Annotated in this window: 23 protein-coding genes; 13 read left to right on the top strand and 10 right to left on the bottom strand. The window is 63.9% G+C overall.

What is annotated here, in order from left to right:
• Positions 1-71: 71 nt before the first annotated feature.
• The 3 genes from NL154_RS09995 to NL154_RS09985 all read left to right on the top strand — a co-directional run bounded on the left by NL154_RS09995 (position 72) and on the right by NL154_RS09985 (position 2,515).
• On the top strand, positions 72-656 hold the full coding sequence (locus tag NL154_RS09995; RefSeq protein ID WP_210631243.1) for a nitroreductase family protein: 585 nt from the start codon (positions 72-74) through the stop codon (positions 654-656).
• The gene (locus tag NL154_RS09990; protein WP_434733982.1) at positions 656-1,267 is read left to right on the top strand and encodes a flavin reductase family protein; all 612 of its coding nucleotides are present in this window, start codon (positions 656-658) and stop codon (positions 1,265-1,267) included. Before NL154_RS09995 ends, NL154_RS09990 begins: the two co-directional genes overlap by 1 nt.
• Positions 1,268-1,369: 102 nt before the next feature.
• Complete coding sequence (locus tag NL154_RS09985) at positions 1,370-2,515, top strand: DUF2336 domain-containing protein (protein WP_434733981.1); 1,146 nt, start codon at positions 1,370-1,372, stop codon at positions 2,513-2,515.
• Here NL154_RS09985 and NL154_RS09980 read toward each other — a convergent pair.
• Positions 2,512-2,931, bottom strand: coding sequence for a hypothetical protein (locus NL154_RS09980; protein ID WP_221164970.1), 420 nt, complete (start codon positions 2,929-2,931; stop codon positions 2,512-2,514). The genes NL154_RS09985 and NL154_RS09980 overlap by 4 nt on opposite strands.
• 131 nt (positions 2,932-3,062) lie before the next feature.
• Here NL154_RS09980 and NL154_RS09975 point away from each other — a divergent pair, with 131 nt between their 5' ends.
• Positions 3,063-3,521, top strand: a complete 459-nt coding sequence (locus NL154_RS09975) for a GNAT family N-acetyltransferase (protein WP_221147715.1) — start codon at positions 3,063-3,065, stop codon at positions 3,519-3,521.
• A gap of 17 nt (positions 3,522-3,538) precedes the next feature.
• On the opposite strand, the gene NL154_RS09970 is transcribed toward NL154_RS09975, so the two are convergent.
• From NL154_RS09970 to parE, 3 genes are all read right to left on the bottom strand, one after another.
• Entirely contained in the window at positions 3,539-4,741 is a 1,203-nt protein-coding gene (locus tag NL154_RS09970) for an AI-2E family transporter (RefSeq protein ID WP_210631248.1), read from the bottom strand.
• A gap of 115 nt (positions 4,742-4,856) precedes the next feature.
• Positions 4,857-5,996 (bottom strand): esterase-like activity of phytase family protein, encoded by a 1,140-nt coding sequence (locus NL154_RS09965; protein ID WP_434733980.1) that lies wholly within the window; start codon positions 5,994-5,996, stop codon positions 4,857-4,859.
• 199 nt (positions 5,997-6,195) lie between these two features.
• On the bottom strand, positions 6,196-8,283 hold the full coding sequence (parE, locus tag NL154_RS09960; protein WP_434734162.1) for a DNA topoisomerase IV subunit B: 2,088 nt from the start codon (positions 8,281-8,283) through the stop codon (positions 6,196-6,198).
• A 209-nt stretch (positions 8,284-8,492) separates the two neighbouring features.
• Here parE and NL154_RS09955 point away from each other — a divergent pair, with 209 nt between their 5' ends.
• From NL154_RS09955 to NL154_RS09940, 4 genes are all read left to right on the top strand, one after another.
• The gene (locus NL154_RS09955; RefSeq protein ID WP_434733979.1) at positions 8,493-9,392 is read left to right on the top strand and encodes an alpha/beta hydrolase; all 900 of its coding nucleotides are present in this window, start codon (positions 8,493-8,495) and stop codon (positions 9,390-9,392) included.
• 125 nt (positions 9,393-9,517) lie between these two features.
• Entirely contained in the window at positions 9,518-10,288 is a 771-nt protein-coding gene (gene tpiA, locus NL154_RS09950) for a triose-phosphate isomerase (RefSeq protein ID WP_434733978.1), read from the top strand.
• 118 nt (positions 10,289-10,406) lie between these two features.
• Complete coding sequence (gene secG, locus NL154_RS09945) at positions 10,407-10,925, top strand: preprotein translocase subunit SecG (RefSeq protein ID WP_434733977.1); 519 nt, start codon at positions 10,407-10,409, stop codon at positions 10,923-10,925.
• Between the two features lie 144 nt (positions 10,926-11,069).
• Positions 11,070-12,698, top strand: coding sequence for a CTP synthase (locus tag NL154_RS09940; RefSeq protein ID WP_064806148.1), 1,629 nt, complete (start codon positions 11,070-11,072; stop codon positions 12,696-12,698).
• Positions 12,699-12,756: 58 nt separating this feature from the next.
• Here NL154_RS09940 and NL154_RS09935 read toward each other — a convergent pair whose 3' ends face one another.
• Positions 12,757-13,845, bottom strand: a complete 1,089-nt coding sequence (locus tag NL154_RS09935; protein WP_221164966.1) for a citrate synthase/methylcitrate synthase — start codon at positions 13,843-13,845, stop codon at positions 12,757-12,759.
• An 84-nt stretch (positions 13,846-13,929) separates the two neighbouring features.
• Here NL154_RS09935 and NL154_RS09930 point away from each other — a divergent pair, with 84 nt between their 5' ends.
• From NL154_RS09930 to NL154_RS09910, 5 genes are all read left to right on the top strand, one after another.
• Positions 13,930-15,075, top strand: coding sequence for a citrate synthase (locus tag NL154_RS09930; protein ID WP_434733976.1), 1,146 nt, complete (start codon positions 13,930-13,932; stop codon positions 15,073-15,075).
• 125 nt (positions 15,076-15,200) lie between these two features.
• Positions 15,201-15,719: a FecR domain-containing protein gene (locus tag NL154_RS09925; RefSeq protein WP_210631256.1), complete on the top strand. Its 519-nt coding sequence runs from the start codon at positions 15,201-15,203 to the stop codon at positions 15,717-15,719.
• A gap of 5 nt (positions 15,720-15,724) precedes the next feature.
• Positions 15,725-17,581, top strand: coding sequence for a CHASE2 domain-containing protein (locus tag NL154_RS09920; protein WP_434733975.1), 1,857 nt, complete (start codon positions 15,725-15,727; stop codon positions 17,579-17,581).
• Between the two features lie 97 nt (positions 17,582-17,678).
• On the top strand, positions 17,679-19,634 hold the full coding sequence (locus NL154_RS09915; RefSeq protein WP_221156407.1) for a DEAD/DEAH box helicase: 1,956 nt from the start codon (positions 17,679-17,681) through the stop codon (positions 19,632-19,634).
• A 44-nt stretch (positions 19,635-19,678) separates the two neighbouring features.
• Positions 19,679-20,338, top strand: a complete 660-nt coding sequence (locus NL154_RS09910; RefSeq protein ID WP_221156405.1) for a class I SAM-dependent methyltransferase — start codon at positions 19,679-19,681, stop codon at positions 20,336-20,338.
• A gap of 16 nt (positions 20,339-20,354) precedes the next feature.
• Here NL154_RS09910 and NL154_RS09905 read toward each other — a convergent pair whose 3' ends face one another.
• From NL154_RS09905 to NL154_RS09885, 5 genes are read right to left on the bottom strand one after another with little or no spacing between them, the layout of a single operon-like run.
• Complete coding sequence (locus NL154_RS09905) at positions 20,355-21,578, bottom strand: molybdopterin molybdotransferase MoeA (RefSeq protein ID WP_430961862.1); 1,224 nt, start codon at positions 21,576-21,578, stop codon at positions 20,355-20,357.
• Positions 21,575-22,072: a cyclic pyranopterin monophosphate synthase MoaC gene (gene moaC / locus NL154_RS09900; RefSeq protein ID WP_221147707.1), complete on the bottom strand. Its 498-nt coding sequence runs from the start codon at positions 22,070-22,072 to the stop codon at positions 21,575-21,577. Before moaC ends, NL154_RS09905 begins: the two co-directional genes overlap by 4 nt.
• A gap of 1 nt (position 22,073) precedes the next feature.
• Positions 22,074-22,886 carry an indole-3-glycerol phosphate synthase TrpC gene (trpC, locus tag NL154_RS09895; RefSeq protein ID WP_434733974.1) on the bottom strand — a complete coding sequence of 271 codons (813 nt, stop codon included), beginning with the start codon at positions 22,884-22,886 and terminating at the stop codon, positions 22,074-22,076.
• A 9-nt stretch (positions 22,887-22,895) separates the two neighbouring features.
• Positions 22,896-23,912, bottom strand: coding sequence for an anthranilate phosphoribosyltransferase (gene trpD, locus NL154_RS09890; protein ID WP_434733973.1), 1,017 nt, complete (start codon positions 23,910-23,912; stop codon positions 22,896-22,898).
• Between the two features lie 8 nt (positions 23,913-23,920).
• Positions 23,921-25,813, bottom strand: coding sequence for a peptidylprolyl isomerase (locus NL154_RS09885; RefSeq protein WP_210631264.1), 1,893 nt, complete (start codon positions 25,811-25,813; stop codon positions 23,921-23,923).
• Positions 25,814-25,843: the final 30 nt, after the last annotated feature.

Raw genomic sequence — 25,843 nt, 5'->3', positions numbered from 1 at the left:
TTCAAGACCAACGCGATGGCAAATTCAAGACCCACGCTTTGCAGCAGCATAAAAATGAAAGTTTCTCCCGCATGAAATCCGATATCAAGCTGATCGATTACCTAGCCGTGCGTCGTTCGATCCCCGCTTTCCAGATGTGCGAACCCGGCCCCGAAAAAGCCGAGATCGAAGAGATCCTGCGGCTTGCTTCGCGTGTTCCCGACCACGGCAAGATCGCCCCTTGGCGCTTCATCGTCTATCGCGGAGATGAGCGTGCGCGCCTCGGCGAGGAGCTTCTCAAACTGGCGCTCGAGACCAAGCCGGAGCTTTCCGAAGAGATGATCCAGGTCGAGCGCACCCGCTTCACCCGAGCGCCGGTCGTCGTCGCCGTCGTCAGCAAGGCGGGGCCGCATATCAAGATCCCGGAATGGGAGCAGCTGATGTCGGCGGGCGCACTCTGCCTCAATGTCATTCTCGCCGCCAATGCCAGCGGCTACGTCGCCAACTGGCTGACGGAATGGTTCGCCTATGACCAGCGCGCCTATCCGCTGCTCGGCCTCGAGTCCGGCGAAAAGGTGGCTGGCTTCATCCATATCGGCTCAACGACATTTCCGGCGATCGAACGGCCGCGGCCGGAGCTTGCCGATACCGTGACCTGGGTCGGCGGAGCGGACTGATGTTCTACACCACCGACAGCAATCGACACGGGCTCGCACATGATCCCTTCAAGGCGATCGTATCGCCGCGGCCGATCGGCTGGATCGGCAGCAAGGGCAGGGATGGCTCGGTCAATCTTGCTCCCTATTCCTTTTTCAACGCCGTTGCCGACCGGCCGAAACTGGTGATGTTTTCCTCCGCCGGTCGCAAGGACAGCCAGCGCAATGCGGCGGAGACCGGCGCCTTCACCTGCAATTTCGTCAGCCGCGATCTCGCCGAAAAGATGAATCGCTCCTCGGCGGCGCTGCCTTACGGCAACAGCGAATTCGATTTCGCCGGGCTGACGCCGAGACAGTCCGAACTGATCGACGCGCCCTATGTCGGTGAGGCATATGCCGTGCTCGAATGCAGGGTCACCGAGATCATCGAGCCGAAGACATTATCGGGTGCGCCGTCCGAAAACATTCTCGTCTTCGGCGAGGTGGTCGGCGTCCATATCGACGAGGCGATCGTCAGGGACGGCCGCCTCGACATGTCGATCGCCCGGCCCGTCGCGCGCATGGGCTACATGGACTACAGCGAAGGCAGCGATGTTTTCGAGATGTTCCGGCCGCAGATGCGAAAGGTCTGAGCGCAAAGCATACAAAGGCTTAAGAAATATGGTGAACCAATCTTAAACCTTTTGTCGCTACGGTCACAGCATTGAATGGAACGCGTAAGGAATCGCGTTCAAGTGCTGAGGCATCGCGTGATCGTAGAAGCTTTCCTTCGTTGGATAGAAACTGCCAAGACCGGCGACCGGGCCAGGGCCGCGAATGCGCTCGGTCGAGCCTATCTGCAATCCGAGATGAGCGGCGAGGAGCGGGCGGCAGCCGAGATGGCGATGACCTTTCTTCTCGATGACCCGTCGCCGCGTGTGCGGCTTGCGCTGGCCGAGGCGATCGCCTGGTCGCCCGACGCGCCGCGCAGCCTGATCCTTTCGCTTGCCGCGGACCAGCCCGAGGTTGCCTGCCACGCCGTCACCTGTTCGCCGCTTCTCAGCGACGCCGATCTCGTCGACCTCGCCGCACGCGGCAGCGGCGCCACCCGCATGCTGATTGCGGCCAGGGCCTATGTCACGCGCCCGGTCTCGGCTGCACTCGCGGAGGTCGGCGATGAAGACGAATTGCTCTGCCTGCTCGAAAACGACGACGCGGCCATCTCCGGCCAGTCGTTGAAGCGCATCGCCGAGCGGCTTGGCGATTGTTGTGATATCCGCAACCTGCTGCTCGACCGCAGCGATCTTCCGGCCGATGCCCGCCAGCTGCTCACCCAGCATGTCAGCAATGCGCTGGTCGGCCTGCCGCTGGCGCAGGCGGCGATCGGCCTGCAGCGGCTCCAGCGCATCAGCCGCGAGGCGACCGAGGCAGCCATCGTTTCGATCGCCGGGGATGTTGCGCCGCGGGAGATACCGGATCTCGTCGAGCATCTGCGCCTCAACGGCCGGCTGACGCCGTCCTTGCTGATGCATGCGCTCTGCGCTGGTAAGCTGGACTTTTTCGCTGCTGCGATCGTCGATCTGACGGCGTGCAGCGAGCGAAGGGTGCGCTCGATCCTGGCAACCGGGCGCATGCATGCCGTGCGCGCCCTCTACGAATCCGTCGGCCTGCCGAGGGATATCAGCGTGATCTTCGTCGAGGCGACGCTTCTGTGGCGCGAGGCCGCTCGAAAAGCCCCGGGCAGCGTGCTGGGCACCGTCGGCGGCCGTCTTCTCGAAAAATTCCGCCATCACCATGGCGCACACGGCGCGGCCGGAGAACTGCTCGACATGGTGGAAAAGCTTCACGTCGCCGAACAGCGACAATCGGCCCGTGTCTATGCGGCGCTTGCGGCGGCCTAGTCGTTCAGCCGGGTCACTACCCAGGAATAGCTGGCGGATACGAAATGCACGGGTTTGGACAGCGTCTCCTTGACGTCACGGCCGGATGGCAGATGTGAACGGACCTGGCCGGCGATGTTTTCAGCAAAGCTGGCGAGTCCTGTTGGTTCTTCAGGTGCCGCAGGAGCGGCGTCGCCCGCGGCGGCAGGCAAGGGCGCCGGTTTCGGGGGTGCGGCGGCGGCAAGCGCTTTCGGCGCCTCGCACACGGCGATCACCGAGGGATAGCTGACATTGGCATAGGCCTTGAGCCGGCGTTCGGCTTCGGCATCGCAAGCGGTAACGGTCTCCCAGCGCTTGTCGACCGTCGCGACATAGCTGCATTGGCTGACGGAATCGTCGCAACCGAGAATGGTCATTGCGATGAGCACCGCTTGCATATTCTGCCTCCTTGGCTATTGAACCCTGAGATCGCCTTAGACGGCCCAATTCCAACCGAAAGAAGGCGAAGGCATTAACTCTTCGTCAGGTCAGCAAAAATTTGCGCCTCCCGCAAACATTGGAAACTAGCATGTCCGTCACCATCGCCCAGGAGCCGCCGCGCCAGGACGGCGTCATCCGCCTTCTCGATCTCTCCGACGCCTATGCAGCGTCGCTCTATCCCGCGGAGAGCAACCACCTGGTCGACCTCTCCTTGCTGGAGAAACCTTCGGTAAGCTTCTTCGTCGCCCGCAATGAGGGGGCGATCGTCGGGTGCTGCGCGCTGGTCGAGGCCGGCGACGGCACGGCGGAGATCAAGCGCATGTTCGTTGACCCGCAGGCGAGGGGATTGAGGATTGCGAGCGGATTGATGAATGCGCTGGAGGCGATCGCGAGGGAAAAGCGGCTGACGGCAGTCCGGCTCGAGACCGGCATCTATCAGCCGGAGGCGATCGCCCTCTATCGCAAATACGGATATCGGGAGATCGAGGCTTTCGGCACCTATCTACCGGATCCGCTCAGCCTGTTCATGGAAAAGCGGCTGGGATAGCGGTCTTTGAAGACAGGTCAGCCTTCGGCGACGCGCGGGACCGGCTTCGCCGGCGGTGCCTGCTCGTCGATGACGATCGGCGGTATCGTCTCGTTGCTCTCGGCGTTGCGGGCCTCGTGGATCCATTCGCGCCAGATGGCGACGATCAGCGCCATTAGCACCGGGCCGATGAACAGGCCGAGAAAGCCCATCGTCTTGACGCCGCCGACAAGGCCGAAAAAGGTCGGCAGGAAGGGCAGCTTGATCGGGCCGCCCACGAGCTTCGGCCGCAGCGTCTTGTCGACGATGAAAAGCTCGACAGTGCCCCAGACGAACAGGCCGACGCCGGCGACATGCGAGCCGCTTGCCAGGAGATAGATGGAAACCAGCGTGAAGGAGAGCGGCGCACCGCCGGGTATCAGGGCCATCACCCCCGTGAGCACGCCGAGCGTTACCGGAGACGGCACGCCGGCGATCCAATAAGCCACACCGAGCACGATGCCTTCGCCGATTGCAATCAGCGTCATGCCCATGACGGTGGAGCTGATCGTTGCCGGAACGACGCGGGAAATGCGTTCCCAGCGGTTCGGCAGGATGCGCTCGCCCAGCATGTCGATCTGCTTGGAGAAGGAGAAGCCGTCGCGATAGACGAAGAACAGCGCGATCAGCATGAAGAGCAGCGTCAGGAGAAGATGGAAAGCGCCGCCGCCGGCTGCCAGCACGGCGCGATAGATGTTGCCGATATTGGCGCCGCTAACCGCCTGGATGACCTCACCCAAGGCGCCGGGACTGCCGATATATTTTGTCCAGATCTCATCGAGATAGGCGCCTGCCCAAGGCAGTGCGACGATCCAGTCCGGCGTCGGGGCGCCGGCGCGGTTGGCGTGGATCGCCCAGGCAACCCAATTGCGCACTTCGCCTGTCGTATAGGTGATCGCAAGCACGATCGGGATGACCAGGAAAGTGACGATCATGATGATGGCGATGGTCGCCGCGACCGTGGTATTGCCGCCGACCCGGGCAAGCAGCTTGCGATAGAGCGGCCAGCTGGCGAAGCCGATGACCAGGGCTGCAAGCACCGGCACGAGGAAGCCGTAGAAGAAATACACGCCGGCGGCGGCGACCAGCACCAGCAGCCAGCGCGCCGCCGAAATGGAGGGAATCAGCGGTGTGCGTGTCGGCGCCGATGACCCCAGCCATCGCGGCTCATGATTGGTTTTCTGACGGTTGAACACACCCACGCGCGCCTCTTCTTATTCTTGTACTCTGGTTATGGGCCATGAACCCGGCGGTTTCAAGGTCCGCGCCGCGAAAGCCGATATAAAGCATCACTGTTCGGCCGTCAGACGCGGCGTCTTACTGCCGCGGGCGGCTGAGAACCTTGAAGGCGTAGAATTGCGTCTTCTGGTGGGTCGAGAAAATATTGTCGGAGCCGAGGATGAGGACGTCGGTACCGTCCTTGGCCTTTCCGAGCGACATCGCCTCGATATTGTCCGGGACGAGACCGATTGCCCTGAGATCGAGAACCTGGCTCTTGCGGGCGGGGACCACACGCTGGGCGCTGTTGGCGAGGGAGGCGATGGCGGATATGTCGGTGGCGTCGGCGAGATCGACCATCATGATCTTGATGTTATTGCCGAAGCCTTCCGCGTAGCTGCGCTCGACGGCGAGCAGGCGGTGATCGTCAAGCGCGAGCATTTCCGACATGCCGTTGTCGTTGCCGCCGTCGGCCTTGGTGGCGGCCTGCGGGATCGGTGAGACGGGATAGACATACTCAGCCCTCGGCTCGCCGGTTGCGCCGTCATAGCGGATGATGCGCGACAGGCTGCCCGTCGTCAGCGACGGCTTCGGCCCATCCTGATAGAGGGCGGCTTCGACGCCAACGAAAACGTCGCCTGAGGGCGCGACGGCGAGATCCTCGAAAGCGAGGTTATCGCGGATGCCGGCCGACTTGTCGACGGTCGGAGCAAAGCCCTCCGGCAGCTTGAACTCGCGTACGAATGAACCGTCCGGCGTCGTGACGCGGATGAAGGGCGGCAGCAGCACCTTGGCGTCGCCTTCGCTGCCCCAGTAGATGCCGTCCTTGCCGAGACGGATCGATTCCGGGTCGACGGTCTTGGCAGCGAAGGGTTCACCGGTCTTGTCTTTCAGCGTCACATGCTTGACGACGGAAACGCCCTTGAGGCCCGACGCATCGACATCGATGTCGAGTTCATAGAAGCGGGCGGGTGCCCTGTCCGAACGGTCGTCACTGATGGCGATATAGTGGCCGGTGGCGGCATCGAAATCGAGGCCTGATATGCCGCCGAATTCGACGCCGTTTTCCATGTGCCCCGTGGATATGACGAATTCACCGAGATAGGAGAGCGAAATGCCGGCGGCGCAATCGCCGAAGGGGCAGGCGCTTTCGAAGGTGGCGCCGATGTCGGTGGCGCTGGCGGTGACGGTGCTGGACAGGAGAACGAAAGCGGCGGTCGCAGCAAAACGCTTGGTCATGGAAAAATCCGGCAAAGGTTGAAAACGGCTCGAACCGGCGCAGGCGCCATTCCCGGGGGAGGTCCGCGCGCCGTCCGCTTCATGCGCCGGTTATTTGACGGAGTTGTTACGGTTCTTCGTCAGTTCCGTGAAATCGCAGATGCTAAAATGCGGCGCGCCGGGCGTATCTGTCAGATCGTTCGGCGCGCCTGAGACGTGTTTAAATATCAAGGTTTTCGGCGAAGGCCGCACGCTCCTGGATGAAGCGGAAGCGGGCCTCGGGTTTGGTGCCCATCAGATCGTCGACGGCGCTGCGCGTGCCCTCGAAATCCACCTCGTCGATCAGCACCCGGAGCAAGGTGCGCTTGGCCGGGTCCATGGTGGTTTCCTTGAGCTGGGCGGGCATCATCTCGCCGAGACCTTTGAAGCGGCTGATCTCCACCTTGGCCTTGCCCTTGAATTCCGTCTGCATCAGCTCGGCACGATGATTGTCGTCGCGCGCATAGGCGGACTTCGCCCCTTGGGTGATCTTGTAGAGCGGCGGCACGGCGAGGAAGAGATGGCCGCCACGCACCAGTTCCGGCATTTCCTGGTAGAAGAAGGTGATGAGCAGCGAGGCGATATGGGCGCCGTCGACATCGGCATCGGTCATGACAATGATACGCTCGTAGCGCAGATCTTCCTGCCGGTATTTCGAGCGCGTACCGCAGCCAAGCGCCTGGATGAGATCGGCGAGCTGCTGGTTTGCACCGAACTTCTCGCGGCCGGCGCTGGCGACGTTGAGGATCTTACCGCGGAGCGGAAGGATCGCCTGGTTGGCGCGGTTGCGCGCCTGTTTCGCCGAACCTCCTGCCGAATCGCCCTCGACGATGAAGAGTTCGGCGCCTTCGGCTGTGTTCTGCGAGCAGTCGGCAAGCTTGCCGGGCAGGCGCAGCTTGCGCACCGCCGTCTTGCGATTGACTTCTTTTTCCTTGCGGCGGCGAAGGCGCTCCTCGGCGCGCTCGATCACCCAGTCGAGCAGCTTGGCCGCCTCGTTCGGGTTGTCGGCGAGATAGTGGTCGAAGGGATCGCGCAGCGCGTTCTCGACGATGCGCTGGGCCTCGACGGTCGCAAGCTTGTCCTTGGTCTGGCCGACGAATTCCGGCTCGCGGATGAAGACCGACAGCATGCCGACGGCGGAGATCATCACGTCGTCGGTGGTGATCTGGGCGGCGCGCTTGTTCTGCGTCAGCTCGGCATAGGCCTTCAGCCCCTTGGTCAGCGCGATACGCAGGCCGGCCTCATGGGTGCCGCCTTCCGGAGTCGGGATGGTATTGCAATAGGAATGCACCTGCGGATCGCCGCCATACCAGGTGATCGCCCATTCCATCGAGCCGTGGCCGCTGGCCTTCTCGGTCTTGCCGGCGAAGATCTCGCGGGTGACGGTGAATTCCTTGCCCATCGTCGCCTGGAGATAGTCTTTCAGGCCGCCGGGGAAGTGGAAGGTGGCCTTGTCGGGCACCTCCGACCCCTCAGGCAGTACGCCAGGCTCGCAGCTCCAGCGAATCTCGACGCCGCCGAACAGATAGGCCTTGGAGCGCGCCATGCGAAAGACGCGAGCGGCCTCGAACTTCATGTGCTCCCCGAAGATCTGGGGATCGGGATGGAAGCGCACGCGGGTGCCGCGGCGATTGTGGACGTCGCCCAGTTCTTCGAGCCCGCCCTGCGGCAGGCCGCGGGAAAAGCGCTGGCGGTAAAGCTTGCGGTTTCGCGCTACCTCGACTTCGAGGAAGTCGGAGAGCGCATTGACCACCGACACGCCGACGCCATGCAGGCCGCCCGAAGTCTCATAGGCCTTGCCGTCGAATTTGCCGCCGGCATGCAGCTTGGTCATGATGACTTCAAGTGTCGACTTTCCAGGCACCTGCGGATGGTTTTCGACCGGAATGCCACGGCCGTTATCGGTGACGGTGAGATAGCCCTGCAGGTCGAGATGCACCTCGATGAAATTGGCGTGTCCCGCGACCGCTTCGTCCATCGCGTTGTCGATGACTTCGGCGAAGAGGTGATGCAGCGCCTTTTCGTCGGTGCCGCCGATATACATGCCAGGACGCATGCGCACCGGCTCGAGGCCTTCCAGGACACGGATCGAGGAGGCGCCATAGTCATCCGCGTTTGAGGCGACAGGCGCCGGGCGCGCCGGCGCCGAGGGCACGGTCGTTAAGGGAGCGGCCGCCGGCGGACGTTCGCTCGGCGCGGCAGGCTTCTGCGCCTCCTCGCGTTTTTCGGAGAGGGGCAGTCCGGAAAAAAGGTCGTTGCTGTCGTCCATGGAGCCGTTCAGATCTTCATCCTGTCTTGGGTCTTGCATCCGCCGCCGACCCAAAATCACCGCATTTCATGTCACGTTTGCGAATCAGGCAGATTCTGCCAGAAAGCACCTCTATACGCGACACCGCCTCTTTTGGCGGCCTTTGAGACATGATTTGCGTTGCCGGGCGCGGAATGGCAAGCGGCGGCAGGCTTCAGGAAACCATCCGCATGCGAATGTCCACAAGTCATTGCACTGTTTTCACCGCAATTGCGGCGTTTTTCTTGTCAGCAGCCGTCCTTTCCGCCGGCGGACCGGCACGTGCAGCCGACGTCCTGCCGCCTTTCAAGGACGATTTGTTCTCGAGGCAGACTGTGCTGCAGACGAGCGACGGCGGCGCCTCCGAGGTGATCGACTACGACGAGATGCGCGATATCAACGGCCGCGACCAGATTCCGGAGAAGCGGGCGCAGCAGAAATATGTGTCGCTCGGCATCCGCAAGACCCAGGCGGACGAAACCCTCTCGCTCGACGGCATCAGGCTCGATGTCACCAGGGTGGGACCATCTCAGAATGCCGCCTTCACGGTGATTTTCATTCACGGCCGCGATGGCGACCGCCGGCTCGGGGCCAATGATTACAGCTTCGGCGGCAATTTCAACCGGCTGAAGAACCTCGTCGCCGGCAATGGCGGGGTCTATTATTCGCCGACGGTCAGGAGCTTCGACAGCAACGGCGTTGCCGCGATCGAAGGACTGATCCGTTATGCCAGCGCGCAATCGCCCGGCCGGCCGATCGTCCTTTCCTGTGCTTCGATGGGCAGTCAGATTTGCTGGGGCGTTGCGCGTGACGGCGACAGTGTCAAGCGGCTGAAGGGCATGCTTGTTATGAGCGGTGTCACCGATCCCGATTTCACCAGGAGCGCGTTTTACAAGGCGAAACTGCCGCTCTGGTTCGCGCATGGCAGCCGCGATCCGGTCTACGCCGCCGCCGACCAGCAGGCGCTGTTCGAGAGCCTGCAAAAGGCGAAATATCCGGCGCATTTCACGTTGTTTCAGACCGGAAACCACGGAACGCCGATCCGGATGATCGACTGGCGGAGGGTTCTGAACTGGGTTCTCGGCCGCTGACGAAGGATTTCGGCAAAAAATACGCGAGATAGCAGAGATTCCCGTTACGTCAGAGGCATGATGCTTTCCTTTGCCGCAAGCTTTTGATAATGCGGCCAGGGATATGAAGTTTGTGGAAGGCCGGCATGACACCTGACGTGCGCCCGCTGGTGGCGGGAAATTGGAAAATGAACGGCACGCGTGCCTCCCTGGATCAGATCAAGGCGATCGCCGAGGGTGTTCGTCCGCCGTTCGCCGAAAAGGTCGAGGCGCTGATCTGCCCGCCGACGACGCTGCTCTACGTGGCAACCGCGCTCTGCACCGACAGCCCGCTTGCGATCGGCGCGCAGGACTGCCACCAGAAGCCGTCCGGCGCGCATACCGGCGACATATCGGCCGAGATGATCGCCGATAGCTTCGGCACCTATGTGATCGTCGGCCATTCCGAACGGCGCACCGACCACGCCGAGACGGACCATCTGGTCCGCGCCAAGGCGGAGGCGGCTTTCGCCTCCGATCTCACTGCGATCATCTGCATCGGCGAGACGGCCGAAGAACGCCGCGCCGGGCAGGAACTTGACGTCATCAAGCGCCAGCTTTCCGCCTCGGTTCCCGATGCCGCAACCGCCGAGAATACAGTCATCGCCTACGAGCCGATCTGGGCGATCGGCACTGGTGTCACGCCGACATCGGGGGATGTTGAGAAGGCGCATGCCTTCATGCGTGCGGAGCTCGTGTCCCGCTTCGGCGACGAAGGCCGTAAGATGCGGCTTCTCTATGGCGGCTCGGTCAAGCCCGCCAATGCCGGGGAACTGCTTGGCATCACCAATGTTGACGGCGCGCTGATCGGTGGAGCGAGCTTGAAAGCTGCCGACTTCCTCGCCATCTACCGGGCCTATGAGGCGCTGCTCGCCTGACGCGTTGTTCATAGCTCGGTTTATTCCGGCAGAAGGGCTTGGAATAGGCGAGAGCCTCATGTAAAGAGCCGCCAGAATTCTTATTTATGTCCGTCTCCAGACGGGCAGGACTGGACCCATGCAGACAGTATTGATTGTCATCCATCTCATGATCGTGCTTGCCCTCGTCGGCGTCGTGCTCATCCAGCGCTCGGAAGGCGGCGGCCTCGGCATCGGCGGCGGTTCGGGCTTCATGTCGGCCCGCGGGACGGCCAATGCGCTGACTCGCACGACCGCGATCCTTGCGACCTTGTTCTTCCTCACCTCGCTCGGCCTCGGCATACTGACGCGTTACGAGGGTCGTCCGAGCGACATTCTCAACCGCATCCCCGCGACGAGCGGCCAGGGCAACGGCATTCTCGATTCGCTCGGCGGCGGTGCACAGGCCCCGGCGAACCCGCCGGCCGGCAATGGCGTTCCGAGCAGCGGTGCAGCTGCGCCCGCACAGCAGGCTCCGGCAGCACAGGCCCCTGCTGCCACCGCGCCTTCAACAACTGCGCCGGCAGCGACGGCTCCGGCGACAACTGCCCCGGCAGCGCCCGCAACTCCGGCCGCGCCGGCGCCGGCTCAGCCTTCGGGCGTCCCGACGGGACAGTAAACCGATCTTCGACATAAACCGCCGGCAGGCCCTCGGGTCTGCCGGTTTTCTTTTGTTCAGATTCCCGCGCCACCCTCCGAAAATTCCGGAAAAGAATTTTTGGGGCTGGCGGAATCGTTTTTGAAAAGGTATCCGGTGAAGCCCATGGCGCGATACGTATTCATCACTGGCGGCGTGGTTTCCTCCCTCGGAAAAGGAATTGCGGCCGCGGCTCTCGGAGCGTTGCTGCAGGCCCGTGGATATCGGGTCCGGCTTCGCAAGCTCGACCCTTATCTGAACGTGGACCCGGGCACGATGAGCCCGACCCAGCACGGCGAGGTCTTCGTCACCGACGATGGCGCGGAAACCGATCTCGATCTCGGCCATTACGAACGCTTCACGGGGCGTTCGGCGACCAAGACCGACAACATCACCACCGGCCGCATCTACAAGAACATCATCGACAAGGAACGCCGCGGCGACTATCTCGGCGCGACGGTGCAGGTCATCCCGCACGTCACCAACGAGATCAAGGATTTCGTCACCGAGGGCAATCAGGACTACGACTTCGTCATTTGCGAGATCGGCGGCACGGTCGGCGACATCGAGGCAATGCCCTTCATGGAAGCGATCCGCCAGCTCGGCAACGACCTGCCGCGCGGCACCGCCGTCTACGTCCATCTGACGCTGATGCCTTACATTCCGGCGGCCGGCGAGCTCAAGACCAAGCCGACCCAGCATTCGGTGAAGGAGCTGCAGGCGCTTGGGATTCACCCCGATATCCTGCTTGTGCGCGCCGACCGCGAAATTCCGGAAGCCGAGCGCCGCAAGCTCTCGCTGTTCTGCAACGTGCGTCCGTCGGCCGTCATCCAGGCGCTTGATGTGGCCAACATCTACGACGTGCCGATGGCCTACCACAAGGAAGGACTCGACGACGAAGTGCTGGCCGCTTTCGGCATCGAGCCGGCGCCGAAGCCGCGTCTCGACCAGTGGGAAGAGGTCTGCAATCGCATCCGTACGCCGGAAGGCGAGGTGACGATCGCGATCGTCGGCAAATATACCGGCCTCAAGGACGCCTATAAGTCGCTGATCGAGGCGCTGCATCACGGCGGCATTGCCAATCGCGTCAAGGTCAAGCTCGAATGGATCGAGTCGGAGGTCTTCGAGAAGGAAGATCCCGCACCCTATCTCGAAAAGGTGCATGGCATCCTGGTGCCCGGCGGCTTCGGCGAGCGCGGCTCAGAGGGCAAGATCCATGCGGCGCGCTTTGCCCGCGAACGAAAAGTGCCTTATTTCGGCATCTGCTTCGGCATGCAGATGGCCGTCATCGAGGCGGCGCGCAATCTTGCCGATGTGCCGGATGCGTCATCGACCGAGTTCGGCCCGGCGAAGGAGCCTGTGGTCGGCCTGATGACGGAATGGGTCAAGGGCAATGAATTGCAAAAGCGCACGGCGGCCGGCGATCTCGGTGGCACCATGCGCCTCGGCGCCTACAAGGCGGCGCTGAAGAAGGGCACGAAGATCTCGGATATCTACGGCTCGACGGATATTTCCGAGCGTCATCGCCACCGTTACGAGGTCAACATCGACTACAAGGACCGGCTCGAGAGCTGCGGCCTCGTCTTCTCCGGCATGTCGCCCGATGGCGTGCTGCCGGAGACGATCGAATATCCTGACCATCCGTGGTTCATCGGCGTGCAGTATCACCCGGAACTGAAGAGCCGGCCGCTCGACCCGCATCCACTGTTTGCGAGCTTCATCGAAGCGGCGACCGAACAGAGCCGTCTCGTCTGACGCATGCGGCGCCAGATCGCGCGGTTATGCGCGATCTGGCTAATCCGCCATTCCAATTTCAGGCAGCGGCCGGCAACGGCCCGATATAGACCGAACGCGGCCGGATCAGCCGGCCGTCGAGCGCCTGTTCGCGGGCATGCGCCAGCCATCCGACCGTACGGCCGATTGCAAAGACACCGGTGAAGGCCTGACGCGGGAAGCCGAGCGCCTCGAGCAGCAGCGCGGTATAGAATTCGACATTGACGTCGAGCGGCCGGTTGGGCTTGCGCGCTTTCAGGATTGCCAATGCGGCGGCTTCCACCGCTTCGGCGAGTTCGCCGCGGGCGCTGTCGATCTGGCCTGACGAGATCAAAGGCTTCAGAGCGCCTTTCAGCGCGTCGGCGCGCGGGTCGCGAACGCGGTAGATGCGGTGGCCGAAGCCCATCAGCCTCTCGCCGCGATCGAGTGCATCCGCAAGCCATGTGCCGGCATTACCAGGCGTTCCGACGGCATCCAGCATATCGAGGACGGGACCAGGCGCACCGCCATGCAGCGGCCCCTTCAGTGCGCTCAACGCCGCCAGAACCGAAGAGGTGAGGCCGGCCTGCGTCGAGGCGACAACCCGCGATGCGAAGGTCGAGGCGTTGAGGCCATGATCTGATATCGTCACGAGATAGGCGTCGAGTGCCGCCGTCTGCTCCCTGGTCGGCAATCGTCCGGTCAGCATGCGCAGGATATCGACCGCTTGCGGCAGCGAGGCGTCGGGCGCGATCGGCTTCTGCCCGCGCTGCAGCCTGAGAATCGCCGGCAGGAAGACTGCCGGTGCTGCCAGAAGGGCGAGGGCGGTGTCGAAATCCTCACCATCCGCCAGCCTGGCGATCAGCGCGCGCATCGCATCGACCGGCGGCAGGGCGATCAAGGCGGCGTCGGCGGCTTTGATATTGGCGAAAACCTTCGTTCGTGCCTGTGCCAGCCAGTCGCGCAAGAGCGCCTCATCGAAGCTTCGCTCCATCAACCCGTCGAGCAGCAGTGCAGCGACGCGCTCATAGGTGCCGTCTGCGACCAGATGATCCAGCGATACGCCGCGGATGATCAGTCGACCCGCTTCGCCATCGACATCCGACAGCTGCGTTTCGGCGGCAATGACATCTTCCAAGCCGTTTTTCATATGGGTTTCTCCTTTACGGCTCGAATGATCCGACCTAGTTTCATTGACGTCAATCTTGACGCAATTGATCAATGTGAGGCCGTGATGTCGTGGCTGACTGCCGAGGAGGCGCTGCAGGCGCTGAAGACCAAACCGCAGACGCTCTACGCCAATGTCAGCCGAGGGCGCATCCGCGCCAAGCCTGATCCCGCCGATCCGCGCCGCAGCCTCTATCACGCTGCCGACGTGCGGCGGCTTGCAGATCGCCATTCCGGCCGCCGCAAGGCCGAAACCGTCGCGGCCGAGACGATCCGCTGGGGCGATCCCGTGCTTTCCTCGGCAATCTCCACCGTTTCGGGCGGACGCCTTTTCTATCGCGGAAAGGATGTGGCCGATCTCGCCGAGACGGCGACGCTGGAGCAGACGGCGGCATTGCTTTGGAACGGAGCGGAAACGCCCGCCTCCGCTACCGCGGCCGCGCATGGCCCTCCATCGCTTCAGGCCGCGTTCCTGGCGCTTGCAGGGCGGGTGACATTGGACCTGCCGTCGCTTGGCCGCTCGCCGGCGGCACTCCGGCGCGAGGCGCACGGGATTCTCGCCACGATCGCAGATGCGCTGGCGCCAGGCGCTTCGGACCGACCGCTGCATCTCAGGCTTGCGGCAAGCTGGCAGCGGCCGGAGGCCAGCGATTGCCTGCGTCGCGCCCTGGTGCTGCTTGCCGATCATGAACTCAACGCCTCGGCCTTTGCGGCACGAGTCACCGCCTCATCGGGTGCGGCACTGTCGGCCGCCGTGCTTTCCGGCCTGGCGACGCTGACGGGACCGCTGCATGGCGCCGCCTGGCAGGGCGTCGATGCATTGATCGAGGCGGCTTGCACCCTCGGTCCGGCGCAGGCGATCCGCCGTACCCTTGCCCAGGGTAATCGCTTATCCGCCTTCGGTCACCCGCTCTATCCGGACGGCGATATCAGGGCGCTGGCGCTGCTTTCGCGATTTCCACTGCCGCCTGAGTTCGCCGAGGTCAGGGATAGGGGCGAGGAGATCGTCGGGGAAAAGGTCAATATCGATTTCGCACTTGCCGCGATGGCGGCCGCCTTCGATCTGCCGAGAGAGGCGCCGATCATCATTTTTTCGCTTGCACGCTGCACCGGCTGGCTTGCGCATGCGATGGAGCAGATCGAAAGCGGCGAATTGATCCGGCCACGGGCGCGTTATACCGGACCGGCGCCCCATATGAAGAGCAGCATTTGAGGATGCGCGGTCCGCTTTTTTTCGCCTATGGAAATATCCGAATTCGGCTATCATGCCTCGCATGGAAGAAGACGGTTGGCGGGCGCTTTCGCTGAAGCAGTTCCGCACGGTCACGGGGGCTTTCCATGAATATGACATTTCTCAAGCTGTTTGCCGTTGGGCTCGCTGCCGGCGTCACTCCGCATGACGCGGCACTCGCGCAATCTGCGGGCTGCGCGATCTCGCGCGATGGTGGTGCCCGCCAGACGCTCAGTTGCCCCGGCGGCGTCAAGGTGACGGCGGAGGCCGGTGCGTCTTTCCGGCTCTCCGACCGCAATCGTGACGGCAGTCCCGATTCGGCGTCGCTGCGACGCAAGGCCATCCTCGTCGATGTCGACGGCAGTCAGCACGCCGGTGGTTTCCAGGTGGTGACACCGCAGGCGATCGCTGCCGTGCGCGGCACACAATGGGCTGTCGACGCCGCAGGCGACAAGACCTCGGTCCTCGTCATCAGAGGCAGCGTGGCCGTCCGCCGGCCTGCCGGCGAGCCGGTGGTGCTGTCACCGGGCGAGGGCGTCGATGTCAGCAGCGGAACCGAGCCGCTGGTTGTGCGCCGCTGGCCAGCACCGCGTGTCGCCGCCCTTCTCGCCCGGCTCGGCCAATAAATGCCATGAGTCATCGCCTGCTGACTGTGATCGCGCTGCTGGTCGCCGGTCTTTGGGGCGCGGCGCTCGGCTATCTCAATCTCAATGGCGGGATAGGCCTTCTCGATCGGATGGAGGCCTCGCTTGCCGACATTCGCAGCATCGTCGTCGGAGCGAAGACGCCGCCTCCCGTCGTCTCGATCATCGCGATCGACGACCGTACGGCGGCGGCCCACGGCTATCCCCTGGACCGGGCGACGCTGGCGCGTCTGGTCAATGCAATCAACGCTATGAAGCCGAAAGCTCTGGCGCTCGACATCCTGCTCTTCGATCCGGGACCGGAGGGGGGCGATGCAGCACTGACCGCTGCCCTTGGAGAGGGACCGAGCGTGATTGCGGCGGCGGCCACCTTTGCGCAGAGCCGGCAGCAGGTCACCGACTTGGCGGACGATCCGCTTGCCGCCATCCCCGAGGCAGATCAGCTTCTCTTGCCGCTTCCCCGCTTTGCCAGCGCGGCCGCAGTCGGTGTCGTCAATGTCGCCACCGACCAGACCGGCACGCCGCGTTTCATTCCACTTATCTCGCGCGCCGCAGACCGGCTGGATCCGGCTTTTCCGCTGCGAGCCGCCTCGGTGGCGCTCGGTGTCGACCCAACGATCGAGCGCGATGCGATCATGCTCGGAGTATTGCGCATTCCCACGGATATGGGCCAGCGCCTGCCGGTGACCTTCTATGGCCGGCGCGGCAGCATCGCCACGTCAAGCGCCGCCGATGCGCTCGAAGGCAAGCTGGCGGCGGATGCGGTGACCGGCCGCATCGTCGTCATCGGCTCGACCGTCACCGGCGGCGGCGACGTCTTCCCGACGCCGTTCGATCCCGTCATGCCGGGCGTCGAAGTGATGTCGACCGCGATCACCCATCTCGTCACCGGCGACGGCATGGTGCGGGACCACAGGACCAGGCTGATCGATGCCGGCACCGCCGTCGGGCTGTCGGTCATGCTGGTTTCGCTGACCGCCTGGCGGCGCAGTGCTGCGGGCTACGCCATCATCGTGCTGGCGCTGATCGTCTGGGCGATGCTCAATCTGGCGGCCTTTGCGCATGGCTATTGGCTGAGTGCCGCCCTGCCGATTGCCGCAGCGCTGCCACCGGCGCTGATCTTCGGCGCAGCCGAGCTCTGGCTCGACCGCGGCCGCGCCCGCCATTTCGCCGAACAGAGCGCGCTACTGCAGCGCATCGAGGCGCCGGGCCTCGGCGAATGGCTGGCGCGCCATCCGAATTTCCTTGCCGCGCCGGTGCGCCAGAACGCGGCCGTCGTCTTCATCGATCTCTCGGGCTTCACCGGCCTCAGCGAAAATGTAGGACCGGTCAAGGTGAGCGAGGTGCTGAGCGGCTTTTTCGAAATCATCGACGAGGAGGCACGCGCTCATGGCGGCGCCATCACCAGCTTCATGGGCGACGGGGCGATGATCCTGTTTGGCCTACCGGAAGCCGCCGACGACGATGCCGCCCGAGCCATCGACTGCGCGGTCAGGCTCTGCGAGCGCACCCGCGCCTGGCTTCGAACGCAGGGGGGCTTTGCCGGGAAGAACATCGGTTTCAAGGTTGGCGCCCATTGCGGGCCGATCGTCGCCTCGCGGCTCGGCTCCGGCGACAGGCAGCAGATCACGGCGGCGGGCGATACGGTGAACGTCGGAAGCCGCCTGATGGAGGTTGCCGCCCGCCATGGCGTGGAGTTGGCGCTCAGCGCCGAAATCGTCGGCGCCGCAGGCCCGGACAGCGTGCTCCTCAAATCAGGCCGGATCGAAGGGCCGCTGGAAACGGAACTGCGCGGCCGGACGAGCCATATCGACGCCTGGCTGTGGCGCAGCCGCGCGCTTTGACAATCGCCGCGGGAGCGGCTAGGAACGGCGCAAACACCTGCCGGCTGGCTCCGGCCATGGCGCATTTCGCGCCTGAAAGCTCCGAAAGATCGAACTCATGACAGAATTCAACGGCGTCGTTCCGGCGATCGCCAAGGCGTTGCAGAAGCGCGGTTACGCCGAACTTACCCCGGTACAGCAGGCGATGCTCGATCCGGCGCTTGCCGCTTCGGACGCGCTGGTCTCCGCCCAGACCGGCTCCGGCAAGACCGTCGCCTTCGGATTGGCACTGGCGCCGACGCTTCTCGACGGTAGCGAGCGCTTCGGTGCTGCCGGCGCCCCGCTTGCGCTGGTCATCGCGCCGACGCGGGAGCTTGCCCTGCAGGTGAAGCGCGAACTTGAATGGCTTTATGAAATGACCGGCGCGGTGATCGCCAGCTGCGTCGGCGGCATGGACATCCGCAGCGAGCGCCGCTCGCTCGAGCGCGGGGCCCATATCGTCGTCGGCACGCCCGGCCGACTCTGCGACCACATCCGCCGACACGCACTCGACATGTCGCAGCTGAAGGCCGCCGTGCTCGACGAGGCCGACGAGATGCTCGACCTCGGCTTCCGCGAGGACCTGGAATTCATCCTCGATTCGGCACCGGACGAGCGCCGGACGTTGATGTTTTCGGCAACCGTGCCGGCGGCAATCGCCAGACTCGCCAAGAGCTACCAGCGCAACGCCGTGCGCATCAGCACCGCGGCCGAGGAAAAGCAGCATGTCGATATCGAATATCGCGCCCTTGTCGTTGCCCCGAGCGACCGCGAGAACGCGATCATCAACGTGCTGCGCTATTACGAAGCGACCAACGCCATCGTCTTCTGTTCGACGCGTGCCGCCGTCAATCATCTGACCGCGCGCTTCAACAACCGCAATTTCTCCGTCGTGGCGCTGTCCGGCGAGCTGACGCAGAACGAGCGCAGCCACGCGCTGCAGGCGATGCGTGACGGCCGCGCCCGCGTCTGCATCGCAACCGACGTCGCCGCCCGCGGCATCGACCTGCCGGGCCTCGATCTCGTCATTCATGCCGACCTGCCGACCAATCCGGAAACCCTATTGCACCGCAGCGGCCGTACCGGCCGGGCCGGGCGCAAGGGCATCAGCGCCATGATCGTGCCGCTGAGTGCAAGGCGCAAGGCCGAGCGTTTGCTGGAGAATGCCGGCATTTCGGCGGCCTGGGCGCGGCCGCCGTCGGCCGAAGAGGTGAACGAGCGCGACGACGAGCGGCTGCTTGCCGACCCGGTCTTTCACGACGCGCCGCAGGAGGAAGAACAGAAGCTGGTGCAGCAGCTTCTCGCGAGCCACGGCGCCGACAAGCTCGCCGCCGCTTTCCTGCGTCTCTACCGCACCAACCGTTCGGCGCCGGAAGATCTGATTGAGGTTGCCGTTCATGACGATCGCAGCCGTAAGCGCCGCGACAATGCCGCCCCCTTCGAGCCGGCGCAAAAGGGCCCGCGCGAAGATTTCGGCCCGAGCGTCTGGTTCTCCGTCTCGGTCGGGCGCAAGCAGAATGCCGAGCCGCGCTGGCTGATCCCGATGCTCTGCCGCAACGGCAACGTCACGAAGCGCGAGATCGGCGCGATCAAGATGCAGCCCGAGGAAACCTATGTGGAGATCGCGGCAGCGAGCGCCGAGAGCTTCCTGAATGCGATCGGACCGAACAAGGCGCTCGAACGCGGCATCCGCGTGACGAGGCTCGCCGGCACGCCGGATTTCAGCCGCGCGCCATCACCGAAACCCTATGCCGGCAAGGCATCCCGTGACGAACGGCCGGGCGAGGCGTTCCGCGACGAACGGCCGAAGAAAAAGTTCGGCAAGGGTTCGAGCGGCGGTTATGCCGCAGCCGAAAATGGCGGCGGGGAACGGCGCGACGCCAAGCCCTGGAACAAAAAGGCCGGCAAGCCCGGCTACGATGGCGCGAAATCCGACAAGCCAAGATATGACAAGCCGAAATTCGACGGCGGCAAGCATGAGGGCAAGGGCGGCGCTGGGCCGAAAGGCAAATTCTCGAAGAAGAAGCCCGGCTGATTGTGATCGCCACGTGATTTCTTGACCGGCAGGATCAGACGACGATGAAACGCTCCGGCATATGTCGCGTCGATCCGGCCGCCTTCGTCAAGGCCAATCTGCCGATCTCAGCGGTCCCCTCAATCCCCGAGATCCTGCTCCACACTGCTGGGCCTGCGAGCGGCCTCTGGCGGCTTGCCGGTCGCGGAGAAGCCAATCCGCCGCCTTACTGGGCCTATCCCTGGGCCGGCGGCGCCGTGCTTGCCCGTTATCTGCTCGACCGGCCGGAAATCGTTGCCGGCCGACGCGTCCTCGATCTCGGCGCCGGCTCCGGGCTGGTCGCGATCGCTGCAGCGAAGGCTGGAGCAGCAATGGTGACGGCGGTCGATGTCGATGCCAATGCGATTGCCGCGATCGGTCTCAACGCGGCAATCAATGACGTGACCATCTCGGCAGTCGCCGCCGATATTCTCGATGGGCCGCCGCCGGAAGCGGCTGATCTCATTGTGGTCGGCGATCTTTTCTATGATCCCTCGCTTGCCCTGCGGGTGATGGCTTTCTTGCGGCTTTGCCGGGCAAGCGGCATCGAGGTGCTGGTCGGCGATCCCGAGCGGGCCTATTTGCCCGATCGAGAACTCCGGCGAATCTCGACACAGGCGGTTGCGGACTTCGGCGCGGCCGCGAGCGGTAGCGCGGTGCAAGCGGGCGTTTTTTCGCTCTCCTGATCGGGAAGAGGCGAGACTATACGAGAAGATCCGGCCGCAATAGCAAGACCGGGCAGGCTGCTCCGGCCGGCAGTTCCGGCGCATGCGGCGGGCGAATAATGAGACAGTCGGCTCGCGCAAACACCTTCATCATCGAGGAATCCTGCTTGCCGAACGGTTCGGCTAGCCAGTTACCGGCCGTGGATTTCGAAAGCCTCGCCCTGATATAGTCTTGCCGGTGATCATTGGCGCGCAGTGTGACGGCTGCTTCCACCGTCGTCTCACGTCGCACCGGCGGCAGGGAGGCGAGCTTGCGGATCAGCGGCTCGAGGAACAGCAGCGAACAGACGAGGCTTGAGACCGGATTGCCGGGCAGGCCGAGCACATGGGTTTCGCCGAAGCTTCCGACCATCAGCGGCTTGCCGGGGCGCATGGCGATGCGCCAGAAGTCGAGCTGCATGCCGGCGTCGATCAGCGTGACCTGCACCAGATCATGATCGCCGACCGACGCGCCGCCGAGCGTAACGATGACATCGGCCTTGGCATCCCGGGCCCTGTCGACCGCCGCGGTAATTTCTGCCTTATCGTCCGGCACGATGCCGAGATCGAGCACATCGGCGCCGGCTTTGCGGGCAAGGGCTGCGATACCGAAGGTATTGGAGGCGATGATCTGCGAAGGTCCGGGCTTGCTTCCGGGCGGCAGCAGTTCGTCGCCGGTTGCGAGGATGGCAATCAGCGGGCGCTTGAGAACCTCGACATCGGGCCGGTTCATGCCGGCCGCGACCGTCAGCCGGGAGAAATCGAGCACGGTGCCGGCAGGCAGCACCGCTTCACCTTCGGCGAAATCCTGACCGCGGGGGCGCACATGCTGGCCCTGCCGCACCGGGAAGGTGGTTCTGATGCCGCCGTCGATCTTCTCCGCATCCTCCTGCAGCAGGACGCTGTCGGCGCCTGGCGGAACAGGCGCGCCGGTGAAGATACGCACGGCCTCTCCCTGGCCCACGCTTCCCCCGAAGCCGTGGCCGGCGGATGACACGCCGATGACCCTCAACACGGCGCCCGGCTCCGGCGCGTCCTCCCGGCGCAGCGCGTAGCCATCCATGGCCGAGGCATTGAAGGGCGGCTGGGTCAGCCGCGCCGTCAAATCGGCGGCCAGCACACGGCCCTCAGCCTCGGCAAGCGGCAGCGTCTCAGACGCCGCGACAGGCTTGGCGCGGGAGAGCAGGCGGTCCAAGGCGTCGGCGACCGGCAGAAGGTTCATCTTGCCTCCGGATGACGGAAATCGCCTGATTTGCCGCCGGATTTTTCGAGCAGCCTGACGCCGCCGATCTCCATCGCCTTGTCGGCGGCCTTGGCCATGTCGTAGATCGTCAGGCAAGCGACCGAAACGGCGGTCAGCGCCTCCATCTCGACACCGGTCTTGCCAGTCAGTTTGGCGGTGGCGATGACGCGCAGGCCGGGCAGGGCGGAATCTTCCTCGATTTCGACCGTGACCTTGGTCAGCATCAGCGGATGGCAGAGCGGGATGAGATCGGCGGTGCGTTTTGCCGCCATGATGCCGGCAAGGCGCGCGGTGCCGATCACATCGCCTTTCTTGGCATTGCCCTGGCGGATGAGCGCGAGGGTTTCCGGCGCCATCTTCACATGGCCCTCGGCGGTGGCGATGCGCACCGTCTCGGCCTTATCGGAGACATCGACCATATGCGCCTCGCCGGAGGCATCGATATGGGTCAGGCCGGGCTTTGCGCCGCTCATATCATTCGGCCGCGATGGCGGCTTCGCCAAAGAGCAGCGCACGGGTGGCGGCCGCCACGTCGTCCTTGCGCATCAGGCTTTCGCCGACAAGGAAGGTATTGATGTCGACGGCCTGCAGGCGCTGGCAATCGGCATGGGTGAAGATGCCGCTTTCGCCGACGAGCAGCCGGTCGGCCGGCACCATAGAGGCAAGCGTCTCGCTGACCGTCAGGCTGACGTCGAAAGTGCGCAGATTGCGGTTGTTGATGCCGATAAGCGACGAGGATAGCTTCAGCGCCCGTTCCATTTCCGGCGCGTCGTGAACCTCGACCAGCACATCCATGCCGAGCGAGAAAGCTTCGTCCTGCAGACGCTCCGCATCGTCATCGCTCAGCGACGCCATGATCAGCAGAATGCAGTCGGCACCCCAGGCGCGCGCCTCGTGGACCTGATAGGTCTCGAACATGAAATCCTTGCGCAGCGCCGGCAGGGCGCAGGCAGCACGGGCCGCCGTCAGGAATTCCGGTGCACCCTGAAAGCTCGGCGTGTCGGTGAGCACGGACAGGCAGGCCGCGCCGCCGGCTTCATAGGCCTTTGCCAGCGCCGGCGGATCGAAGTCCGGGCGGATGAGCCCCTTGGATGGGCTTGCCTTTTTGATCTCCGCGATGAGACCGAACTGGCCGGCCTCACGCTTGGCAACAAGCGCCTTATGGAAACCGCGGGGCGCTGACTGATCGGCCTGCATCGCCTTTAAATCGGCAAGCGACACCGTCGCCTTGGCGGCGGCGATTTCCTCGCGCTTATAGAGTTCGATCTTCTTCAGGACATCGGTCATCGGCCAATCCTAATCGATATCGTTGGAAACGGCGATGAGTTTGTCGAGGGCGAGCGCCGTGGCGCCGCTATCCAGCGAATGCGCAGCAAGCGCCATGCCGTCGCGGATCGTCTCGGCCTTGCCCGCGATGACCAGCGAGGCGGCGGCGTTGGCAAGCGAGACATCGCGATACGCATTCCGGGCGCCGCTCAGAACCTGCCGGAGCGCTGCGGCATTGGCGACACCGTCGCCGCCCTTGATATCGGCGAGCACGCAGGGGCTGACGCCGAAATCGGCGGGCGACAGCTCGAAGCTGCGGATCTTGCCGTCTTCGAGCGCTGCGACCTTGGTGATGCCGGTCGTGGTGATTTCATCGAGGCCATCGCCATGGACTACCCAGACGCATTCCGAGCCAAGATCGCGCATGACTTCGGCGAGCGGCACCAGCCACTGCGGCGAGAAGACGCCGAGCAACTGGCGACGGACGCCGGCCGGATTGGAGAGCGGCCCAAGCAGGTTGAAGATGGTGCGCGTGCCGAGTTCAACGCGGGAGGGGCCGACATGGCGCATGGCGGAATGATGCAGCTGGGCGAACATGAAGCCGACGCCGGCTTCCGCAATGCAGCGCGTGATGATCTCGGGACCGACATCGATATTGACGCCGAGTGCGGCCAGATTGTCCGCCGCGCCCGATTTCGAGCTCAGCGCCCGATTGCCGTGTTTGGCGACGGGCACATCGGCGCCGGCCACGATCAGCGCCGCCAGCGTCGAAATATTATAGGTGCCGCTGGCGTCGCCGCCGGTGCCGACGATGTCGATCGCATCGGCCGGCGCCTCGACGGTCAGCATTTTCGACCGCATCGTGGTGACGGCGCCGACGATCTCGTCGACGGTTTCGCCGCGCACGCGCAGCGCCATCAGGAAGCCACCGATCTGCGAGGGCGTTGCCTGGCCCGACATCAGGATGTCGAAGGCGGCACGGGCCTCTTCACGCGTCAGCGGCTCGCGGCTCGCGGCCTTGGCCAGGAACGGCTTCAGATCGGTCATAAAACCTCCTAGCGGACCGTCGCCTGTTCGGCGAGCGTCTGGTTGATCGAAGCCCCATACTGCGTCTGCAGGAGGTTGACCATCTGATCGAGAATATCATCGCCGGCGGCATTAGCCATGGCGGTGAGCTGGGCATCGCGGTTGTTCAGCACGTCGCTGGTCGGCTGGCTGTTGACCTCAGTGACCTTCATCAGGATCTGCGTCGAGGGATCGGCGCCGACCGCGCTCGCAACCGTATCGACCGGGCCGGAGAAGGCGGCCTTGACTGCGGCTCGTCCGAGAACCGGATCATCGGTGGAGCGGGTGATGCCGCTCTTGCTTTCGACGGCAATGCCGAGCGGCGCCGCGATATCGGCAAGGGCTACGCCCTTTTGCGCCTCGGCCTTCAATTCGTCGGCCTTCTTGGCGAGTTCGGCCTTCTGCTGCTCCGCCGTCCAGTCTTCGACGGCTTTCTCGCGCACCTCCGCGATCGGGCGGTCCCGGTCCGGTGTGATTTCGCGGACGTTGAACCAGACATAGCCGTCATTGCCGATCGGAAGCGGAGAGGCATCGACGCCGACCTCGGTCTTGAAGGCTTCGCCGAGCAGCTGCTGCTTGGCGGGAAGATCCTTGACCTCTTTGCCGTCCTTGTCGGCGCCGGTCGCATCGACGGCGTCGATGGTCACCGCCTTGAGCTTCAGCTGACCGGCGATATCTTCGAGCGTGGAGCCGCCGGCGCGCATATCCTCGATACGGTCATGAACATTGATCACTTCCTGAGAAGCGTTGGAGAGCGCCAGCTGCTTGCGGATGTCTTCCTTCACCTCGTCGAAATTCTTGACAGTTTCCGGCTTGATGTTGGTGATGCGCAGGATGACCGGGCCGAACGAGCCGTCGACGACCGGCGTCGTGCCGCCATCCTTCGACACCGCAAAGGCGGCATCGGCGACGGCCTGGTCGGGAACCTTGTCCTTGGTGAACTCGCCGAGCAGCACGTCGCTTGCCGTCTTGCCCTGGTCGGTGACCAGCTGGTCGAAGCTGGTGCCGCTCTTCAGCGCCGTTTCGGCGGCGGTGGCGAGATCCTTGCTGGTGAAGGTCAGCTGTTCGATCGTCCGGCTTTCCGGCGTGCGATAACTATCCTTGCCCTTCTCGAAAGCTTCGCGGATCTGGTCGTCGGTTACGGTCGCGGCATCGGCGATATCGGCCGGCTGCAGCTTGAGATAGGTGATCTTGCGATATTCCGGCGCGCGGTAGCGCTGCTTGACGCCTTCGAACCAGCTCGCCAGCACGTCATCGGCGGGGGCCTTGATCGGCTCGATATTTGCGTTGGTCAGCAGCAGATAGTCAACGCTGCGGCTTTCGTCGCCATAGAGCTTCAGTGCGTCGATCAGCGTCTTCGGCGCGGCAAAGCCGTTGGAAACGGCATCGACGATCTGGCTGCGGACGGCGACCTTGCTGCGCTCCTTGATGTAATCGTCCTGCCGGATGTTCGCATTGCGCAGGCGCGAAACGAACAGCTCGCGATCGAACTGGCCGTTGACGGCCTTGAAGGCCGGATCGTCGCCAATCAGCTGGGCGAGACGATCCTCGGACAATCCGAGGTTCATATCTTCGGCGAGCTGGTCGAGTGAGGCGCCGGCAACGAGCTGTGACAGCACCTGCTGCTCGATTCCGAAGGCGCGGGCCTGCTCGGGCGTAAGGCGCATGCCGAACTGCTGGCCGATGTTTGCCACCTGACGCTGATAGGCAAGCTGGAATTCGGTGACCCCCACCTTCTGATCGCCGACAGTCACGACCGTGGTGCTGCTGCCGCCTGATATCAGCTCGCGCGATATGCCCCAGATGCCGAAAGAGGCCACCAGGAGAAGCAGGAGCAACTTGGCAACCCAGGTCTGAGCAGCTCTTCTCAGAAGATGGAACATGGAAACGCAAACCTCGCAGCATTTATTGAC

The sequence above is a fragment of the Rhizobium sp. YTUHZ044 genome, from assembly GCF_051123975.1.
Classification (GTDB): domain Bacteria; phylum Pseudomonadota; class Alphaproteobacteria; order Rhizobiales; family Rhizobiaceae; genus Rhizobium.
The sequence above is the reverse complement of the archived record's forward strand: the minus strand, read 5'-3'. Positions and strand labels throughout refer to the sequence as shown.

Excerpts from the sequence above, each read along its gene's own strand:
- parE (WP_434734162.1), bottom strand. The coding sequence starts at position 8,283 with ATGGACGACAGCAACGACCTTTTTTCCGGACTGCCCCTCTCCGAAAAA.
- NL154_RS09930 (WP_434733976.1), top strand. The coding sequence starts at position 13,930 with ATGTCGTGGCTGACTGCCGAGGAGGCGCTGCAGGCGCTGAAGACCAAA.
- NL154_RS09980 (WP_221164970.1), bottom strand. The coding sequence starts at position 2,931 with ATGCAAGCGGTGCTCATCGCAATGACCATTCTCGGTTGCGACGATTCC.
- NL154_RS09925 (WP_210631256.1), top strand. The coding sequence starts at position 15,201 with ATGAATATGACATTTCTCAAGCTGTTTGCCGTTGGGCTCGCTGCCGGC.
- NL154_RS09935 (WP_221164966.1), bottom strand. The coding sequence starts at position 13,845 with ATGAAAAACGGCTTGGAAGATGTCATTGCCGCCGAAACGCAGCTGTCG.
- NL154_RS09940 (WP_064806148.1), top strand. The coding sequence starts at position 11,070 with ATGGCGCGATACGTATTCATCACTGGCGGCGTGGTTTCCTCCCTCGGA.
- trpD (WP_434733973.1), bottom strand. The coding sequence starts at position 23,912 with ATGACCGATCTGAAGCCGTTCCTGGCCAAGGCCGCGAGCCGCGAGCCG.
- NL154_RS09995 (WP_210631243.1), top strand. The coding sequence starts at position 72 with ATGAAATCCGATATCAAGCTGATCGATTACCTAGCCGTGCGTCGTTCG.
- NL154_RS09975 (WP_221147715.1), top strand. The coding sequence starts at position 3,063 with ATGTCCGTCACCATCGCCCAGGAGCCGCCGCGCCAGGACGGCGTCATC.
- secG (WP_434733977.1), top strand. The coding sequence starts at position 10,407 with ATGCAGACAGTATTGATTGTCATCCATCTCATGATCGTGCTTGCCCTC.
- NL154_RS09955 (WP_434733979.1), top strand. The coding sequence starts at position 8,493 with ATGCGAATGTCCACAAGTCATTGCACTGTTTTCACCGCAATTGCGGCG.
- NL154_RS09910 (WP_221156405.1), top strand. The coding sequence starts at position 19,679 with ATGAAACGCTCCGGCATATGTCGCGTCGATCCGGCCGCCTTCGTCAAG.
- tpiA (WP_434733978.1), top strand. The coding sequence starts at position 9,518 with ATGACACCTGACGTGCGCCCGCTGGTGGCGGGAAATTGGAAAATGAAC.
- NL154_RS09965 (WP_434733980.1), bottom strand. The coding sequence starts at position 5,996 with ATGACCAAGCGTTTTGCTGCGACCGCCGCTTTCGTTCTCCTGTCCAGC.
- NL154_RS09885 (WP_210631264.1), bottom strand. The coding sequence starts at position 25,813 with ATGTTCCATCTTCTGAGAAGAGCTGCTCAGACCTGGGTTGCCAAGTTG.
- NL154_RS09920 (WP_434733975.1), top strand. The coding sequence starts at position 15,725 with ATGAGTCATCGCCTGCTGACTGTGATCGCGCTGCTGGTCGCCGGTCTT.
- NL154_RS09915 (WP_221156407.1), top strand. The coding sequence starts at position 17,679 with ATGACAGAATTCAACGGCGTCGTTCCGGCGATCGCCAAGGCGTTGCAG.
- NL154_RS09905 (WP_430961862.1), bottom strand. The coding sequence starts at position 21,578 with ATGAACCTTCTGCCGGTCGCCGACGCCTTGGACCGCCTGCTCTCCCGC.
- moaC (WP_221147707.1), bottom strand. The coding sequence starts at position 22,072 with ATGAGCGGCGCAAAGCCCGGCCTGACCCATATCGATGCCTCCGGCGAG.
- trpC (WP_434733974.1), bottom strand. The coding sequence starts at position 22,886 with ATGACCGATGTCCTGAAGAAGATCGAACTCTATAAGCGCGAGGAAATC.
- NL154_RS09990 (WP_434733982.1), top strand. The coding sequence starts at position 656 with ATGTTCTACACCACCGACAGCAATCGACACGGGCTCGCACATGATCCC.